19 protein-coding genes and 2 tRNA genes are annotated in these 17385 nt (G+C 67.6%); 8 read left to right on the top strand and 13 right to left on the bottom strand.

Annotated features, from left to right (window positions below; translation table 11 throughout):
• The first annotated feature begins 27 nt into the window (after nt 1-27).
• From PJB24_RS01710 to murJ, 3 genes are read left to right on the top strand one after another with little or no spacing between them, the layout of a single operon-like run.
• Entirely contained in the window at nt 28-1065 is a 1038-nt protein-coding gene (locus PJB24_RS01710) for a zinc-binding dehydrogenase (RefSeq protein ID WP_273841991.1), read from the top strand.
• 39 nt (nt 1066-1104) lie between these two features.
• Nucleotides 1105-2598 (top strand): xylulokinase, encoded by a 1494-nt coding sequence (gene xylB, locus PJB24_RS01705; RefSeq protein ID WP_273841989.1) that lies wholly within the window; start codon nt 1105-1107, stop codon nt 2596-2598.
• Between the two features lie 38 nt (nt 2599-2636).
• Entirely contained in the window at nt 2637-4220 is a 1584-nt protein-coding gene (gene murJ / locus PJB24_RS01700; protein WP_273841987.1) for a murein biosynthesis integral membrane protein MurJ, read from the top strand.
• Here murJ and PJB24_RS01695 read toward each other — a convergent pair.
• The 3 genes from PJB24_RS01695 to PJB24_RS01685 all read right to left on the bottom strand — a co-directional run bounded on the left by PJB24_RS01695 (nt 4217) and on the right by PJB24_RS01685 (nt 5562).
• On the bottom strand, nt 4217-4531 hold the full coding sequence (locus PJB24_RS01695; RefSeq protein ID WP_273841986.1) for an MTH1187 family thiamine-binding protein: 315 nt from the start codon (nt 4529-4531) through the stop codon (nt 4217-4219). The genes murJ and PJB24_RS01695 overlap by 4 nt on opposite strands.
• Before the next feature lie 14 nt (nt 4532-4545).
• On the bottom strand, nt 4546-5370 hold the full coding sequence (locus PJB24_RS01690; RefSeq protein ID WP_273841982.1) for an aldo/keto reductase: 825 nt from the start codon (nt 5368-5370) through the stop codon (nt 4546-4548).
• A gap of 119 nt (nt 5371-5489) precedes the next feature.
• Nucleotides 5490-5562: transfer RNA gene (locus tag PJB24_RS01685), tRNA-Arg, on the bottom strand.
• A gap of 93 nt (nt 5563-5655) precedes the next feature.
• Here PJB24_RS01685 and PJB24_RS01680 point away from each other — a divergent pair.
• Genes PJB24_RS01680 through dtd form a run of 3 tightly spaced genes read left to right on the top strand, consistent with a single transcriptional unit; the run spans nt 5656 to nt 7229 of the window.
• Nucleotides 5656-6387, top strand: a complete 732-nt coding sequence (locus PJB24_RS01680; protein WP_273841979.1) for a metallophosphoesterase family protein — start codon at nt 5656-5658, stop codon at nt 6385-6387.
• Nucleotides 6388-6393: 6 nt separating this feature from the next.
• Entirely contained in the window at nt 6394-6792 is a 399-nt protein-coding gene (locus PJB24_RS01675) for a DUF2203 domain-containing protein (protein WP_273841977.1), read from the top strand.
• Nucleotides 6789-7229, top strand: coding sequence for a D-aminoacyl-tRNA deacylase (dtd, locus tag PJB24_RS01670; RefSeq protein WP_273841974.1), 441 nt, complete (start codon nt 6789-6791; stop codon nt 7227-7229). The genes PJB24_RS01675 and dtd overlap by 4 nt, the downstream gene beginning before the upstream one ends.
• A gap of 37 nt (nt 7230-7266) precedes the next feature.
• On the opposite strand, the gene PJB24_RS01665 is transcribed toward dtd, so the two are convergent.
• The gene (locus PJB24_RS01665) at nt 7267-8325 is read right to left on the bottom strand and encodes a right-handed parallel beta-helix repeat-containing protein (RefSeq protein ID WP_273841971.1); all 1059 of its coding nucleotides are present in this window, start codon (nt 8323-8325) and stop codon (nt 7267-7269) included.
• Between the two features lie 163 nt (nt 8326-8488).
• The gene (locus PJB24_RS01660; protein ID WP_273841969.1) at nt 8489-9292 is read right to left on the bottom strand and encodes a class I SAM-dependent methyltransferase; all 804 of its coding nucleotides are present in this window, start codon (nt 9290-9292) and stop codon (nt 8489-8491) included.
• On the opposite strand from PJB24_RS01660, the gene PJB24_RS01655 reads away from it, so the two are divergent.
• A complete protein-coding gene (locus PJB24_RS01655) occupies nt 9291-11183 on the top strand; it encodes an ABC-F family ATP-binding cassette domain-containing protein (protein ID WP_273841967.1) in 1893 nt (630 codons plus the stop codon). The genes PJB24_RS01660 and PJB24_RS01655 overlap by 2 nt on opposite strands.
• 13 nt (nt 11184-11196) lie before the next feature.
• Here the strand turns inward: PJB24_RS01655 and PJB24_RS01650 are convergent.
• From PJB24_RS01650 to PJB24_RS01625, 6 genes are all read right to left on the bottom strand, one after another.
• Nucleotides 11197-11270, bottom strand: a tRNA-Pro gene (locus tag PJB24_RS01650).
• 41 nt (nt 11271-11311) lie between these two features.
• Nucleotides 11312-12382, bottom strand: a complete 1071-nt coding sequence (locus PJB24_RS01645; protein WP_273841966.1) for an N-acetylmuramoyl-L-alanine amidase — start codon at nt 12380-12382, stop codon at nt 11312-11314.
• Between the two features lie 129 nt (nt 12383-12511).
• Nucleotides 12512-12781 carry a co-chaperone GroES gene (gene groES / locus PJB24_RS01640; RefSeq protein WP_273841963.1) on the bottom strand — a complete coding sequence of 90 codons (270 nt, stop codon included), beginning with the start codon at nt 12779-12781 and terminating at the stop codon, nt 12512-12514.
• 114 nt (nt 12782-12895) lie between these two features.
• Nucleotides 12896-13207, bottom strand: coding sequence for a thioredoxin (gene trxA, locus PJB24_RS01635; protein ID WP_273841961.1), 312 nt, complete (start codon nt 13205-13207; stop codon nt 12896-12898).
• Between the two features lie 73 nt (nt 13208-13280).
• Complete coding sequence (locus PJB24_RS01630; RefSeq protein WP_273841959.1) at nt 13281-14243, bottom strand: 1-phosphofructokinase family hexose kinase; 963 nt, start codon at nt 14241-14243, stop codon at nt 13281-13283.
• Between the two features lie 45 nt (nt 14244-14288).
• A complete protein-coding gene (locus PJB24_RS01625; protein WP_273841958.1) occupies nt 14289-15434 on the bottom strand; it encodes a D-alanyl-D-alanine carboxypeptidase family protein in 1146 nt (381 codons plus the stop codon).
• 114 nt (nt 15435-15548) lie between these two features.
• On the opposite strand from PJB24_RS01625, the gene PJB24_RS01620 reads away from it, so the two are divergent.
• Nucleotides 15549-16070 carry a TlpA family protein disulfide reductase gene (locus tag PJB24_RS01620; protein ID WP_273841956.1) on the top strand — a complete coding sequence of 174 codons (522 nt, stop codon included), beginning with the start codon at nt 15549-15551 and terminating at the stop codon, nt 16068-16070.
• 129 nt (nt 16071-16199) lie between these two features.
• On the opposite strand, the gene pyrF is transcribed toward PJB24_RS01620, so the two are convergent.
• Both pyrF and PJB24_RS01610 read right to left on the bottom strand, forming a co-directional pair.
• Complete coding sequence (pyrF, locus tag PJB24_RS01615) at nt 16200-17051, bottom strand: orotidine-5'-phosphate decarboxylase (protein WP_273841954.1); 852 nt, start codon at nt 17049-17051, stop codon at nt 16200-16202.
• A 39-nt stretch (nt 17052-17090) separates the two neighbouring features.
• Entirely contained in the window at nt 17091-17363 is a 273-nt protein-coding gene (locus tag PJB24_RS01610) for an HU family DNA-binding protein (protein ID WP_273841952.1), read from the bottom strand.
• Nucleotides 17364-17385 lie beyond the last annotated feature (22 nt).

Below are 17385 nucleotides of genomic sequence, written 5' to 3'. Positions count from 1 at the left end.
ACGGCGGCAGAAGGGAGGAAAGAGAGAATGATCGCGGCGGTCTTCGAAGGACCGGGCAGGCTCGAAGTCAGAGAGGTGGAGAACCCCGAGATAGGCCCCGACGAGGTACTGCTCGAGGTGGGGGCCAACACCGTGTGCGGGACGGACGTGAGGATCCTGCGCGGCGAGAAGAAGCGAGGCGTCAAGCCCGGCACGGTGATAGGGCACGAGATCGCAGGCCACATAGCGCGCGTCGGGAGGAACGTCAGGGGCTACGAGGAGGGGCAGCCCGCCGCCCTCGCCCCGGTGATCTCCTGCGGCCGCTGCGCCTGCTGCAGGCGGGGGATGGAGAACGCCTGCCTCTCGCCGCGCATCTTCGGCTACGACACCGACGGCGGGCTCGCCGAGTACGTGCGCATCCCGGCCGAGGCCGTCGCCGCGGGCAACCTCTTCCCCGCGAGCGAGGACGTCCCTCCGGAGCACCTCTCGCTCGCCGAACCCCTCGCCTGCTGCGTGAACGGGCACCGCCGCTCGCGGATAGGCGTGGACGACGTCGTCGTCATCCTCGGCAGCGGTCCGATCGGCATGCTCCACCTGCAGCTCGCCCTCCTCGCCGGGGCACGCACCGTCATCGTCAGCGAACCCTCCGAAGCCCGCCGCCGCTTCGCCGCCGACCTCGGGGCGCACGTCACCGTGGACCCGACCAGGGAAGAGCTCGAAGAGGTGGTCTCGCAGGCAACCGACGGCTTCGGGGCGGACTCGGTGATCGTCTGCATCGGCATCCCCGAGCTGGTGAACGACGCGCTGCGCCTCGCGCGGCCCGGAGGGAGGGTCAACGTCTTCGCCGGGCTCGCCGGCAGGGGGCTCTCGGAGGTCGAGGCGAACCTGATCCACTACAACGAGCTCGAGGTCACCGGCTCTTCCAACTCCCGGCGGGTGGACTTCGAGAGCGCGCTGCGCCTGATCGAGAGCGGTCGGGTGCGGGTCGACGGGATGGTGACCCACCGCTTCCCGCTCGCGGAGGCGAAGGAGGCCATAGAGAGATCCGCGAGCGGTGAGGGGATAAAGGTCGCCATCGTGCCGTAGAATGCCGGGGACGAACCTGAAGAAGGAGGCTCTGACACCTTGGGTGTTCTGATCGGTGTTGACGTCGGCACCGGCGGCGTGCGGGCGCTGGCGGTAGATGCGGACTCCGGAGAGGTGGTGGCCGAGGCGGGTTCCGGCTACCCGCTCGCGAGCCCCCGTCCCGGATGGAGCGAGCAGGACCCTGGGGACTGGTGGCACGCGACCACAGATGCGCTGCGTGCCCTCGCCGCGCGGGTCGAGGACGAGATCCTGGGGATCGGGCCAACCGGCCAGATGCACGGCTCGGTGTTTCTGGACGGCGCCGACCACGTCATCCGTCCCGCCCTGCTGTGGAACGACCAGAGAACCGCGAGACAGTGCCGCGAGATCTCAGAGCACGTCGGGGTGGAGCGGCTCATCGCGATCTCAGGCAACCCCGCCCTCACCGGCTTTCAGGCCCCGAAGATCCTCTGGCTGCGTGAGGAGGAGCCGGAGAACTACGCGAGGCTCTCCCGCATCCTGCTGCCCAAGGACTACATCCGGCTCATGCTCACCGGCGAGTACGCGACCGACGCCTCCGACGCCTCAGGAACCCTGCTTCTGGACGTGAAGCGGCGCGACTGGTCGGAAGAGATCCTCGATGCCCTCGAGATAGATCTCTCCTGGCTCCCGGAGGTCTTCGAGGGCCCGGAGAAGACCGGCACGCTGCGGAGGGAAGCCGCGGAGCAGACGAACCTCCCCGCCGGCATCCCCGTCGCCGCCGGGGGCGGGGACAACGCGGCCGCGGCCGTCGGGGTCGGGGTGGTGCGCGAGGGCATCCTGAGCTCGTCGGTCGGGACGAGCGGGGTCCTCTTCGCCCACACCGGTACCTTCACACCCGACCCGTCCGGGCGGGTGCACGCCTTCTGCCACGCCGTCCCCGGTGCCTACCACCTGATGGGGGTGACCCTCTCCGCGGGAGGTTCGCTCTCTTGGTGGAGGGAAAAGCTGGGCAGGGACTTCGACGAGCTCGTCGAGGCCGCATCGGGGGTGGAGCCCGGCGCCGAGGGGCTCCTGTTCCTGCCCTACCTCTCCGGCGAGAGAACCCCGCACCTCGACCCGGGGGCGCGCGGGGCCTTCGTCGGGCTCACGATCCGCCACGGCGTGGAGCACATGACCCGGGCGCTGATGGAGGGGGTCGTCTTCAGCCTGCGGGACTCGCTGGAGATCCTGCGCTCCCTCGGGGTGGGGGTGGAGGAGATCCGGGCGACCGGCGGTGGGGCGCGCAGCCCGCTGTGGAGGAGCCTGCAGGCGGACATCTACGGGGAGGAGATCGTACGCACCACCTCAGACGAGGGGCCGGCGTATGGGGCCGCGCTCCTGGCCGGGGTGGCCTCCGGGGCCTACGGGGACGTCGCGGAGGCCGTCTCGCGCGTGAGGCTGCGCGGGGAGGTCACACGTCCTGATCCGGAGCGGGCGAGGCTCTACACGGAGTACTACCGGATCTACCGCACCCTCTACGAGGCGAACCGGGAGGCGATGCACGCCCTCACGCAGCTCGCGGGAGGCGGCTGAGCTTCGCCGGCGGCTCCCTCTCTGCTAACATCGGGCGCATGGCAGCCATCCTGAGATCGGTGCTCTCGATGTCGGCCGCGACGGCCCTCTCGCGCATCACCGGCTACGTGAGGACGTTCACCCAGGCCGCGGTCGTCGGGAGCGGCACGGTCGTCGCGGAGGCCTACACCTACTCCAACTCGCTGCCGAACCAGATCTACGAGCTGTTCATGGGCGGGATACTCTCCTCCATCTTCATCCCACTCCTGGTCGAGCGGCTCTCGCGCCACGGGGAGCGCGACGCCCGGCTGCTGGCGAACGCCCTCGCCACGCTGGTCGTCCCCTTCCTGGCGCTCATCACCCTGCTCGGGATCGTCTTCGCCCCCGTGCTCGTCGGCCTCATAACCGACTGGAAGGCGTCCGGCTCCCTCTCCCCCGCCGAGGCCGAGAGGACGACGGAGCTCGCGGTGCTCCTCTTCCGGGTCTTCGCCGCCCAGATCTTCTTCTACGGCGTCGCGGCGCTCGAGATGGGCATCCTCAACGCCCACCGGCGCTTCTTCCTCCCGGCGTTCACCCCGGTCCTGAACAACCTGATCGTCATCGCCTCCTTCGGGGGATACGCCCTGCTCTCCGGGGCACATCCCTCCCTCGCGCTGCGGGTGCTCGCCTTCGGGACCACGCTCGGGGTGACGGCGATGGCGCTCGCGATGCTCCCGGCCGTCCTGCGGCTCGGCTACCGCCCGCGCCCGGTGTTCGGTCACCCCTCGCTCGCGTCCGCCGCCAGGCTCGCCGGGCCGATGCTCGTCTTCGTCGTCTGCTCGGTGGGGGTGCAGGTCGCGGCGAACTACTTCGGGTCGGCGGCGGGCGGCGTCTCGGACCTCTGGTACGCGTTCATGATCTTTCAGCTCCCCTACGGCATCTTCACCGTCTCCATGGCGACCGCCCTGATGCCCGAGCTCTCCGAGAGCTACGCCCGCCGGGACGCGGCGTCGTTCCGATCGACCCTCTCCTTCGGCCTGAGGACGATGACCTTCGTCCTCGCTCCGGCCGCGGTAGGCATGATCGCGCTCTCCCGCCCCATCGTCGGCTTGCTCTACGAACACGGCAACTTCACAGCCCGGGATACGCTCTCGGTCTCGGTTTTGCTCGCCGCGTACGCGGTCGGGCTGCTCGGTTACGCGGCCTACTTCGTGCTCGTCCGCTCGTTCTACTCGCGGCAGAACACCCGCGCCCCGGCGACCCTCAACGCCGGGCTCCTCGCCCTGTACGTCGTGCTCGGACACCTCCTCCTGAGGTGGTTCGGGCTCGTCGGGGTCGCGCTGGCCTTCTCTATCTCCTACACCATCCTGGCCCTCGCCCTGCTCCTGGCGATGCGCCGGGTCCTGAAACGCCTGGGCGGCAGGGGGATGCTGAGCTCCTTCTCGCGCATCGTCCTCTCAGCGGCGGGCATGTACGTCACGGCCCGCGCGGGGCTCGCCCTGACCGGGCCGGGCCAGGGGCTCCTCGGGCACGCCGCCGTCCTCGTCGGGGTCGGCGGCGTCTCGCTCGCCGTCTACCTGGCGGTGGCGGCCCTGCTCCGGACCGAGGAGCTGCGATACGCCCGCTCGCTCCTCCGGAGAAAGGTCGCGGCAGGGGAGGGCTAGGAAGCCCTTCCCTGCCGCTCGCGCACCGCGCGTACCATCTCCTCCGGGGAACGGTCGGTCTCGTCGCGGCGCTCGTCCATCTTCACCACCGTGTAGATCCTCCGCGCCCCGGCCTCGAAGACCGCCTCCTGCGCCCGGTCCAGCGCCCGGTAGAACTCCTCCCGGCTCTCTGCCTCGACGGTCGTTCCCATCGCCTCCAGCGTACACCTGAGCCCGGAGGACTCGAAGGCGCTCACCGCGGCGGCGACGTACTCGCTCACGCCGGTCCTTTCGGTCCCGACCGGGACCACGCTCACCTCGGCTATCACCATCCCCTACCTCCCTGCTAGTCCCACTCGGGCGCGAGCCCGGCCGGGCTGGTGATCCGCCCGTCGGGACGGGCGAGGAACGAGATCCTCTCCATCTCCTCCTGCGAGAGCTCGAAGTCGAAGATGTCGAAGTTCTCCTCGGCCCGCCCCGGGTTCGAGGTCTTCGGGATGGCGACGACCCCCTCCTGCTGGATCAGCCACCGCAGCGCCACCTGCCCCGGGCTCTTGCCGTGGGAGCTTCCGATCTCGCGCAGCGTCTCGTCCTCCTGCACCCGCCCCTTCGCGAGCGGGCTGTAGGCCGTGAGCGCCATCCCCTCGGAGCGCAGCTTCCCGAACAGCTTCGACTGGTCCAGATACGGATGGTACTCGACCTGGTCGGTGACGAGCGGCGCCTCGCTCAGGGAGACGGCCCGCTCGACGAGCTTCGTCGTGAAGTTGCTGACCCCGATGTGCCGCGTCTTCCCCGCGGATCGCACCTCGTTCAGGGCCCCGATCGTCTCCTCGAGCGGCACCTCGGGGTTGGGCCAGTGCAGGAGCAGGAGGTCCACGTACTCCGTGCGCAATCTCCGGAGGCTCTCGTCCACCGAGTTCAGCAGGTCGTCGTGCCTGAAGCGGTCCGGCCAGACCTTGGTGGTGAGGAAGAACTCCTCCCTGCCGACCCCCGAAGATTCCAGCGCCCGGCCGACACCGGCCTCGTTGCCGTACATCTGCGCGGTGTCGACGTGCCTGTAGCCGACGCCGAGCGCGTGCGAGACCATCCGTTCGGCGTCCCCTTCCGGAAGCCGGTAGGTTCCGAAACCGAGGACAGGTATCTCCGCTCCGTTCGCCTTCACCTTCTGCATACCGCTCGAAAACCTCCCATCAGATATCACCGGTCGGCGTCCCACGATCTCTTACCCGCAGAACCCGGGCGGATAACAGGGGTCTCGGAGCGAAGGGTGAACAAAGATACCGGGAGAAGCGGGCCTGGCAGGATTCGAACCTGCGACACACGGCCCCGGAAACCGTTGCTCTATCCCCTGAGCTACAGGCCCACGAACCAGCTAGATATGCTATCAGGAGAGACTTTCTTCTTCAATCGCTTTGTTAAGCGGCCGCTAAACGGGTAAACTAGCCCGGATCGGGTCATGTACGCGGTGATCTCGGACATCCACGCCAACCTGGAGGCGCTCGAGGCCGTGCTGGACGACATGCCCGAGGGTGTGGAGCGGGTCTTCTGCCTCGGGGACGTCATAGGCTACGGGGCGAGCCCCAACGAGTGCTGCGACATCGTGCGCGAGGCCGGGATGCCGCTCATCACCGGCAACCACGACCTCGCGGTGACCGACCTGAGCACGGACCTCGCCTGGTTCAACCCGGTCGCGGCCGCAGCGGTAGTCTGGACCCGGGGCCAGCTGAGGGAAGACAACGCCGCTTTCCTCCTCTCACGGCCGAGGACGATGCGGCACCACGACGCCATGTTCGTGCACGGTTCGATCCGCGACCCCGACGAGTACATCCTCAACGGGGTCACGGCGGGCGAGAACCTGGAGATACTGCGCCGGGACCACCCGGAGGTGGAGGTGTGTTTCTTCGGCCACACCCACGTCAAGGCGATAGCCCCGGCCCCGAACGGATCTGTCTCCGGCGAGAAGTGGCTGGACCTGGGATCGCACGGTCCCTACCTGGTCAACCCGGGCTCCGTCGGCCAGCCGCGCGACGGGGACACCTTCGCCTCGTACGTGCTCGTGGAGGAGGGGGAGGGAGGTCCGTGCGTCACCTACCGGTTCGTCGAGTACGACATCGAAGGCGCGCAGGAGAGGATCCGCAGGGCCGGGCTCCCGGAGGCGCTGGCGGAGAGGCTCGCCGTCGGCCGTTAGGGCAGGATGGGTGAGGACCGCTTCACCAGACTGTTCACCGTGGAGGAGGCGAACGGGCTCCTGCCCAGGCTCAGGGAGCTCTTCGCCGAGGTCGCGAGACACCGGGACGCGATGCGCGACAGGAACCTCCAGGTGGAGGAGGTGCTGGAGAACGCCCCAGCCGACAGCGGGAGCAGGGCCGCCTCGGAGTACCTGGCGGAGGCCCACGGGCTCTACAGGAGCATGGAGCGGATCCGGGAGCTGGGCGTCATGCTCAAGGACCTCGACGCGGGGATCATGGACTTTCCCTGCGAGCGAGGCGGAGAGCTGGTCTTCCTCTGCTGGCACCCCAGAGAGGAGAGCGTGCGCTACTGGCACGAGGTCGAGGATGGCTACCGGGGCCGCAGGCCCATCTCGGAGCTGTGAGGGTAGTCCTGCAGCGGGTCAGGGAGGCCTCGGTCTCGGTCGGCGGGGAGAAGGTCGCAGAGATCGGACGCGGCCTGCTCCTGCTGGTGGGGGTCGCCGAAGGGGACGGAGAACCCCAGGCCGACTGGCTCGCGGGGAAGATAGCGGGTCTGCGCATCTTCGGCGACGAGGCGGGAAAGATGAACCTGAGCGTGAGGGACACTGGCGGCGAGATCCTCGCCGTCTCCCAGTTCACCCTGCTCACCGACACCAGCCGGGGAAAGAGGCCGAGCTTCGTGCGGGCGGCCCGGCCGGAGGAGGCCGAGCCGCTCTTCGAATACTTCTGCGAGAAGCTGCGTGAGGAGGGGGTGGGGACGGTGAAGAGAGGCGTCTTCGGCGCGGTGATGGAGGTCGCGCTCGTGAACGACGGTCCCGTCACCATAGTCCTCGACCGATGAGGAGAGCCGCCGGGCGGCGGCTCTCCTCCAGATAAACCTACCTCCTGCACAGACCCCCCGGAACGCTGGTGTTGCACCGGTTGCCGACGAACCGGTTGCCCGACCCAGAGCCATCCCAGAAGATATCCGGCCCGTTGCGCACTATCGTGTTGCCGACGACGGAGTTGTCCTTCGGCGGCGTCCCGCCGAGACCACGCACCACGACGACCCCACCCTTGAAGATGCTCGGACCCGAGGCGACGTTGCCGGTGATCGAGTTGCCGGCGAGGCTCACGTCGTGCGCGCCGAGGATCGCAACGCCGACCCCGGAGATGTCCGGTATCTCCTCGTGCGCCGGACACGAGCGCGTGTTGTCACGCACCATGTTCCCCGCCATCCTGAACGCGCCGGCCGGTCCCGGCTCGTCGGCCAGGAAGAGCGCACCCAGGCAGTTGTCGTGGAAATTGTTTCCCGCGATCCTGCCGTGGGTGGCGTGGCGGACCAGGATCCCGAACTCGTTGCCGTAGGAATCGTTGCCCACCACCGTCGCGTTCGCGTGCGGCGAGTCGCCGACGTAGAGCCCGGCCTCCCCGGTGGAGCCGCTCGTGATGTTGGAGATCATCCGCGTCCCGGTCGAGTCGAACGCCGCGATGCCGTACTCGCCGTTGTCCACGGCGCGGTTGTGCATGAACGTGGCGTCCCTGGCGCCGAGGGCGAAGATCCCGAACTCATCGAAATCGCGGACCGTGAAACCAAAGATGCCGACGCCGCTCACGTAGCCCGCGACCTGTCCGGTAGCCGGGTTCACGTCCCCGAGGACGCAGAGACCTACGGAGCCGCACGGACCCGGCCTGGCGGGCGGTCTTATCACGGCGTGCCGACCCAACAGCCGCAGCCCATCCTTGCGGATAACCACGCTCTCGCGGTGGGTGCCGCGCACGATGATGGTCGTGCCCGGCCGGGCGTGGTTGACCGCGGCCTGGATCGACCGCCCGGGACCGACGAACACCGTCCCGGAACGTGCGGTGCTCTTGGCCAGCACGACGCCCGCCACGGCAGCGAATGCCAGCGACACGACGAGAAGCGAGAGGCTAAAGAGCCTTACGCGACCTCTCATATACCCTTTCCTTTCCCTTGTAGTCAGAGCAGCCGGGGGACAGCGACCCGAAAATACGAGCCCAACGATAGCCTCCCTCACCTCCTTCCGCCCGAAGCCTTTCCCCGGCCTTCCTGGAACCGATGTTGCAGGAGGCACGGGCGCGGCACATCCCCCATATGGTCTATTTTTTACAAATTTCCGTCGAGACGGCACCCTCGACGTAGAGGGTGGCCGGTCGGATGTACCCCTCGCGCAGGATACGCCGGCGGAGGGCTTCGATCCGCCCGGGGTGAGAGCGGGCGAGGGTCGGGTAGGGGCCGGTGGGGTCGCAAAGCTCCTGCAGGACGAGCTTCTCGAGGTGCCGGATGCGGAAAGGCGGCGAGATCCGCCAGCGAACGCGCGAGAGGACGGCCTCGTGCAGCGAGATCAGACGCCCGGGCGGGCCGATGCCGTAGAGCACGGCGCCCGAGCGCTCGCGGGCGGCGAGGCGCTGGAGGTTCTCGTCCTCGAGCTGTGTCGCGGGCACTGTGTCCACGAAGTCGCTCGTCGCGACCCGCCCGCCGGGGCGCGTCACGCGGGCGAGGGCGCGGAGGGCCTCGCTGGCCGGTCTTCTCCCCACGTCGAGCTCGTGGAAGAGCCCGGCGGAGTAGACGAGGTCGAAGGTCTCTCCGGCAAAGGGCGGGTCGAAGACGTCCCCACGGACGAGGCGCACGGGGCAGGGGACTTCCGCCTGCGGGAGCAGGGTGCGGGCCGCCTCGATCCTCTCAGGGTCCGCCTCGAGCGCGGTGAGGCTCCCGCCGGATCCGACGCGCCGGGCGAGGCCTTCGATCCAGAGCGGGGACGCCCCTCCCGCGTAGAGGACGCGGAAGCCCCCGACGTCCCCGAGCAGGTCCAGCTCGCGGTCGCAGAAAGAGATCAGATCGCACTCCAGCTCGTCGCGCTCGTCCGGGGAGAGCGGGTCGCCTTTGTATAATCTCTGCGGCATGAAGGTGATTGTCGCAAGGGATCTCGTAAAGTACCACGGCGGCGAGGTGAAGGTCCTCTCCGGGGCCTCCCTCGCCGTGGAGTCCGGGGAGAAGGTCGGCCTCGTCGGGCGCAACGGCGCCGGCAAGACGACGCTCCTGAACATCCTCGGCGGCCGGGAGGAGCCCGACGCGGGGAGCGTCGAGCTCGTCGGCGGGGCCGTCGTGGGGATGACCCCGCAACAGCTCTACGCCGGCGAGCGCGGGCGAAGGCCCGTCGAGGAAGAGATGCTCTCGGCCTTCGAGCCCCTGATCCGCCGCGAAGAAGAGCTCGCGGAGCTGGAGCGTTTGATCTCCGAAGACCCCTCCGAGGCCCTGCTCGAGCGCTACGGACGACTGCAGGCCGAGTTCGAGCGCGACGGGGGCTACGAGTACCGGGCGCGGGCGGCCTCGGCGCTCTCCTCGCTCGGCTTCGAGCCGGCGGACTGGAAGCGCCCGGCCGGATCCTTCTCCGGTGGGGAGCAGAGCCGCATCGCCCTCGCACGCCTCCTGCTCTCCGAGCCGGACCTCATCCTGCTCGACGAGCCGACCAACCACCTCGACCTCGGGGCGATAGAGTGGCTCGAGGGATTCATCAAGAACACCCGCTCGGCCGTGCTCGTCGTCTCCCACGACCGCTACTTCCTGGACAACGTCGTAACCTCCATCCTCGAGCTCGAGGACGGCAGGATCACGCGCTACACCGGCGGCTACTCGGAGTACGTCGCCCAGAAGCGGGCCCGAACCGAACAGCTCGCCCGCAAGGCCAGGGCCAACGAGGAGAGAAGGGCGCAGCTTGAGCGCTTCATCGAAAAGAACCGGTCCAAGGCCCGCAAGGCGAGCCAGGCCAAGAGCAAGCAGAAGCTCCTGGAGAGGATGGAGAAGATAGAGGTCCCCTCCACCCGCCAGAAGAAGGTTCACCTCGACCTCGGGGGCGAGAGGGTGCGCGCCGGACGCGTCGTCCTGGAGATGGAGGACGTGCGCTACCGGCACGAGGATGAACAGGAGATGCTCCTCGAAGAGATCGACCTCGTCGTCGAGCGCGGCGAGCGGGTGGCGCTCCTCGGCCCCAACGGGACCGGCAAGAGCACGATCATGCGCCTCGCCTCGGGCGAGCTCGAGCCGCTCTCGGGCACCGTACGCCTCGGGCACAACGTCATCCCGGCCTACCAGGACCAGCAGCTCGCCCGGCTCGACCCGGGGAAGACCGTGCTCGACGAGCTGCGGGACGCCACCGGCCTCGACCCGGCGGACGCCCGCGACCTGCTCGGCGCCTTCCTCTTCTCCGGCGACGACGTCTTCAGGAAGGTCGCGGTCCTCTCCGGCGGGCAGAAGAGCCTGCTCTCCCTCGCCGAGATCGTCGCGAGCGACGCCAACTTCCTGCTCCTCGACGAGCCGACCAACGACCTCGACATCCCCGCCCGCGAAGCCCTGGAGGAGGCGCTGCTCGACTACCGGGGGACGATCCTCTTCGTCTCGCACGACCGCTACTTCCTGCGCAGGATCGCGACCCGCATCGTCGAGCTCGAGGGCCGCACCCTCCGGAGCTACCCCGGCGGCTACGGCTACTACCTCTCCCACCGCCGCCTCGACGCGAAGGACTCCTCGAAGAAGACCCGCCGGCGCCTGCGCCCGGGCATGGACCGGAAGCAGAACGTCCTCGCCACCCGGCTCGTCGCCGTCGAGGGCGAGATAGACGCCACCGAGCGCCGCATAAACCGCCTGGAGAAGGAGCTCGCCACCTCAGAACTCTACGCCGACGGCGAGCGCTCGCGCCGGCTCGTTACCGAGCACCGCCAGCTCAAGAGCACGCTCGAAGGGCTCTACGCGGACTGGGAGGAGCTCATGGTCGAAGCCGAAGAGGCGGGGATATAAAAGCAAAAAGAAGTCGGGACGAGAGGATTTGAACCTCCGACCTCCTCGTCCCGAACGAGGCGCGCTACCAGGCTGCGCTACGTCCCGACTGAGCAGGTATTATACCAGCGAAAACCACCCTTTCAGCCTCAGACGGCGATGAACTTCCTGTCCCGGCTGGCGTAGAGCTCGAGGGCCTCGGTCATCGCCCGGGCGAGGGTCTCCGGGTAGGAAGGATCGCGGGCCATCTCCAGCTCCCCCGGGTTCGTGAGAAAGAGCGGCTCGACCATGACCGCCGGGATGTTCGTCTCGCGCAGGATGTCGTAGGAGCGGCCGAACTCCCCGATGTCGCAGGTGCCGAGGGCCCGGCAGATCCCGCGCTGGACGTAGGTCGCGGCCATCCTGCCCCGGTGGGAGCGATAGCCCATCCGCTCGAAGTAGAACGTGGCCGTACCACGGGCCGAAGGGGTGCGGTGGTGGGCGTGGTGGATGGAGAGAACCATCTTCGCCCCCGAGGAATTCGCCAGATACGCCCGGTCCTCCGGGGAGACGTAGACGTCCTCGCTGCGGGTCAGGATCACCTCCCGCGCCGGGAGGATCCGGGCGAGCTCCCGAGCCACGGCCAGGTTCAGCTCCGCCTCCGAGAACCCATCCGGACACACGTACCCGGCATCCTCCCCACCGTGGGCGGCGTCCACCACGATCACGCCATCGAACAGGTCGTCCGGGAAGTATCCGTCGTTCTTGTCGGGGATCTGGTAGGTACCGAGCGTCTGGCTCGCGTAGACCCTCAAGACCCGGAAGACCGCCTCATCGACCACCCCGTCCACCTCCAGCCCGGCGTTTCTCTGGAAATCGAGCACGGCCCGGGCCGTGCGCTGGTCGAAGAGGCCGTTTACCGCCCCGGGGTCGAAACCCAGATCGTTGAGCATCCGCTGCAGCTCGGCGACGTCCGCACCCCTGAGAGGCGGCTGACGCAGATACAGCAGGCGGCTCCCGGGGCGGTACCCGGCCTCAACCAGCTCCCGCCAGGTGAGCCGGCCGACGACGCCGTCGGCCTCTATGCCCACCTCACGCTGGAAGGACTTGACCGCGAGCTCGGTCTCCTCCCGGAAGACCCCGTCTATGCCCCGGTTGCCGAGATCATACCCGAGAGCGTTGAGCCGGGTCTGAAGGTCCACCACCTCCCGGCCTCGATCTCCCCTGCGCAGCACCTGCACGGCCCTGATCCAGCCTCCCCCCTGTAGCGAGCCGACGAGTTCTCCTGACGAGAAAGGGGCCGGGCACCCCGGCGCGGAAGATGCCCGGCCCCCGGAAGACCGCCCGGAAGGGCGGCTCTTCGCCTTCTCTCAGTCCTCCACCACCCCGAGGATGTCGTCGGCATCCAGGATCATGTACTCCTCGCCGTCGAGTTTGATCTCGGTGCCGGAGTACTTGGCGAAGACGACCACGTCTCCGGGGTTGACCTTTACCCCGTCCTCGAACTCGCCGACGGCCACCACCTCGGCGGTCTGCGGCTTCTCCTTGGCCGTGTCGGGAAGAACGATGCCGGATTCGGTCTTCTCCTCGCGCTCGACGAGCTTGACCAGGGCACGCTCACCTAGCGGTTTGAACTTCATCTCTTACCTCCTTCTGCATCTCTGAGGCTTATCACCCGCGGAGGCCGACTCCAGAGACCCCGGCCCCCGGTCCTTTCAGGGGAAAATTTTAGCCGCAGCGATCGCGCTGTTCAATCACAGCCCGAGCTGTTCGGAGAGCTGCTTCTTCGGCAGCGCCCCTATGACCTTCTTCGTCGCCTGCCCCCCCTCGAAACGTATGATCGTAGGGATGCTCAAGACGTTGTAGCTCATGACCGCATTCGGGTTGTCATCGATGTTCACCTTGACGAAGCGTACGTCGTCGCGGCTCTCGGAGAGCTCTTCCAGGATCGGCGATACATGTTGGCAGGGCACGCACCAGGGTGCCCAGAAGTCCACTATGACGGGCCTGTCACTCTGCATAACTTCCTCTTCGAAGGTCGCGTCGGTTATCTCCTTAACGGCCATGCTCTGCGTGGCACCTCCTGTCCTTCGTTATCCCACAGGGCGAGAGGATTCTAGCACGCCACTGCTGGCCTCCCTACCGCACCCCTCCCGTCTCGAAGCTGCTCTCGATCGCCTCGACGCGCACCTCATCGGCGAGCTCTTCGGCTCGACGCGGGTCGAACATCCCCGCCCCCAGGGTCTCCGCGTTTGCCGCCGCGCACCCGGCGGCCAGTTTTACAGCCTCGGCCTCGGGCAGCCTGCGGTGCAAAAGCCCGGCCAGAAGTCCGGCGAGATAGGCGTCTCCGCTACCGATGGTCGAGAGCGACTCAACCTTCGGAGCCCGGGCGCAGAGCACGGTCCCAGCGAACCGGGCGTACGAGTGGCCGTCGGGAGAGGTTATGCACGCAGCTCTCGCGCCCAGCTCCAGAAGTCGCGCGAGCCCCCTCGGGAAATCCTCTTCCTCTATGAAGTCGAAGCCGACGACGCTCTCCGCCTCCCCCTGGTTGGGGCTGACGAGCGCCGGGGTCGCCTTGAGGGCAGCCTGAAGCACGGTCGGCGTGGAATCGACCACCGTGTAGAGGCCGCGATCCCTCGCCCGATGCAACAGCTCGACGAGATAGCCGGCCTCGAGATCACGCGGCAGGCTCCCTGCGAAAACGACAGCCGTTGCGTACTCCATGAGGTGCTCGAAGCGCCGGACGAACTCCCGGGCCTCCTCGGGCCTTATCGAAGGGCCGTGCTCGTTTATCTCGGTCTGCGTGCCACCCGTCGGATCGATGAGCGCGGTGGAGGTGCGGGAGTTGCCGGCTATCTCGACCAGGTCGAAGGGGATCGCCGCCTCGGAGAGGCCGTCGCGGATGGTGTCCCCGTTGCGTCCGCCGGCAAACCCTGTGACCAGCACCGGTACCCCGAGCCGCCTCAGACCCCGAGCGACGTTTATCCCCTTGCCACCGGCGAGAGCGATCTCCTCCTGGGCCCTGTGCCGGTGCCCGAGAGTCAGGTTGGGCACGATGAGCGTGCGGTCCACGGCGGCATTCAAGTTCACGGTCAGGATCATGGCGCACCTGCACCCTTCATCTCTCTTCCAGAACAGGCCTCATCCCTATCCGAAGATCCCCTGAACTGTATACCATAACTTCTGCCACCAGTGCGCTGCGGCATACCCCCGCCCGGCCACGAGCGGGCTGCTGCCCACCGTCCTGCCGTCGACTTCGACCGCGATCTCACCGAGCTTCTCGCCCCGGTGTGCGGCATTGGGGAGGATCTTGCGCACGTGTATCCTGCGCACGATCCTGTCCGACTCATCCACCGTGTAGGAGACGTCGTGCCCGGCGAAGAGCTTCACCTTCTCTCCCCTGCGGTACGGGACCTTCACGCTGGCGTACGAAGAGCCGGCGCGCACGAGAACCCGTCGGTCGTAGCGCGCGAAGGCGTAGTCGAGCAGCCGGACCGCATCCGTAAAGCGCTCGTCGTCGTCGAGTAACACGACGAGGTACGACTCGTCGCCGCGTCGCGCCGCGGCGACCAGGCACTCTCCGGCCTTCGGCGTGGTGCCGGTCTTGACGCCTTCGGCCCCCGGGTAATCGAAGAGGAGCTCGTTGGTGTTGACGAGCGGTATCTCCCTGCCCCCAACCCGCAGCGTGGTGCGCGCCGTACCCACGATCCTGCGGAAGAGCGGATAGCGCCAGGCGACCCGGGTCATCTTCGCCAGATCACGGGCGCTGGTGTAGTGACCCTTCTGGTCCAGCCCTATCGGGTTCTCGAAGTGCGTCTCGCGCAGCCCGAGCCTCCCCGCCTCCACGTTCATCTCGTCTACGAACCTCCTGGCACTACCACCACCGAGCGCCTGCGCGAGAGCGAAGGCGGCATCATCGGCGGAAGGTATGAGCGCGGCCTCGAGCAGCTCCCTCTCCGTGAGCCTCTCCCCCGCAGCAAGTCCGGCGTTGCTGTACGGAGCCTTCGCGTACGCGGCGGCTCGCCTGGAAACGGTCACTTTCCGGTTGAGATGACCCGCCCTGAGCGCGACGAGGGCGTCCATGATCTTGGTCGTCGAGGCCATCGGGAGCCTGAGGTTCTGGTCTCTGCCAGCGAGATAACGCCCGCTCCGCAGATCGACGAGAACCCAGGCCTTCGCGTGGACCGCCGGCTGCCGGACGGCGGCGTGCGCGACGGTCGCGCTCCCCACCAGGAGAACCACGACAATAAAGAATAAGATTGAGGACCGCCTGCCCAAGCCTTTCTCAAGCACCTCCCGCTCTTTAGGCCGTCCGGCGACAGAGACTCCGGCAGACAAGTATAATCGCGGCGTCATGCGCTGCTTCCCCGAGCCTTACATCCGCCCGGCATGAGACGCTTTATCGCCGTGACCGTAGTGGTGGTGGCGGTGGCGATCCTCTACCGGCTCTTCGCCGGTGCGGAGGCGGCCACCGGCACGCTCACGCTGCCGCAGCCCGCCCCGGACGCCGGGCAAAAGGCCCCGACCTTCACGGCAGAGAGCGCCTCGGGCAGGCCGTTCAGGCTCACCAGCCGGGGCACCTACGTCCTGGTCTTCTGGGACTCGCTGGATTCCCAATTCTCGCAGGCGCGCCGGAGCTTCACCCGGCTCGCCCGCCGGTTCGACGGATCCCGGGTCTCCTTCGTGGCGGTGTACATAGGTCAGGCACCGGACTCCGGAAGAACCCCCTATACCGTCCTGACCGACAGGGGCGGCCGGCTCTCGGCAATCTACAACGTCAAGCGGGTCCCGAGGCTGTTCCTCATCCACGACGGTAGAATAGTGCTCGTGCAGAACGGCTACTACGAGGCGAACTCAAAGCTCCTCGCCCGTAGCCTTAAGGAGATACTCTCCGGTAAAGCCGTAAGACACGGCCCAGAGAAGAGCTGACAGGCGAAACTACTACAAGGGAGGTCCGCAAGGAATGTCAAGGGAGACGGCGGTCCAGATCCTCGGTGCGATCGTTGCAGTACTCACGATAGCGGTGACGATCGCGGCTCTGGTCGACATCTTTACGGCCTAACCCACCCCCACACCGCCGGACAGCAGGGCCTCCTTCGCCAGCCTGGCCGCCGCACGCGAGGCCCTCCTCCAGTCCGGTTCCGCGCCTCTCTCATAGGCGTAGAGCACGCCGCGGCTACTGTTGACGAGCACCCCCGCCCCCCTCTCGTTCAGCAACGGCACAACCTCCCGCACCCCGCCGCCCTGGGCGCCATACCCCGGAACCAGGAAGAGGTGTCCCGGCAGGAGCTCGCGCACCCTCTTACCGACCTCCGGCCGTGTAGCCCCGACGACGGCCCCGGCATCAGGATATCCCCCCTGTTCTACCCCCAGCCTCTTCACCAGCCGGGCCGAAACTTCGAAGAGCGGGGGGGTCGTCGAAGACTGTACGCCGGAGGCCGAGGGGTTGGAGGTCGCGACGAGCACGAATACTCCGCCTCCGCGCCCGAGCTCCCGCACCTTCTCCAAGAACGGCACTACGGCATCCTCACCCATGTAGGGGTTCACGGTCACGCAGGAGGCGCCGTAGACCTCCAGGTGGGCCTCGGCGTAGGCGGCGGCGACCTCACCTATGTCGCCGCGCTTGACATCGGCTATGACCGGAAGCCCTAGATCCGCAGCAGCCTCTATGAGCCGGTGGTAGAGGCTCATGCCCTCAGGCCCGAGGCGCTCGTAGCAGGCGGCCTGCAGCTTGACAGCTGCAACTTCCTCCGAGACGGATTCGAGAACCCCGAGACAGAACCTCCCGACAAGCTCCACCTCGGCCTCTCCGCGGGCGAGCAGCGAGGCTGGCAGCCTGCCGGGCATGGGGTCGAGGCCGACTACGAGCGGGCTACCCCTGCTTCGGGCGGATTCGATCAGGGCTTCCAAAGCCCCCTCACGGGGCGGCGCGACCAGCGCCGGATGATGCTACTTGATCGCCTCCTTGAGAGCGTTGCCGGCGGTGAACTTCGGTACCTTGGAGGCGGGGATGTTGATCTTCTGCTGTGTCTGCGGGTTTATCCCCTGTCGGGCCGCCCGCTCCTGCACGTAGAACTTCCCGAAACCGGTGATCTGAACCTCGGAACCCTTCTTGAGCTCGGAGGTGATCACCTCGGTGAAGGCGTCGAAGAACCTCTGGGCCTCGCTGCGAGAGCCGTTGGCCCGCTCTGCGATCTCCTGGATGAGCTGGGTCTTGTTCATGCGCTGGTTCCTCCCTCTCCTC

It is taken from the genome of Rubrobacter calidifluminis (assembly GCF_028617075.1).
Taxonomy (GTDB): domain Bacteria; phylum Actinomycetota; class Rubrobacteria; order Rubrobacterales; family Rubrobacteraceae; genus Rubrobacter_E; species Rubrobacter_E calidifluminis.
This window is presented reverse-complemented; position numbering and strand designations above follow the sequence as displayed.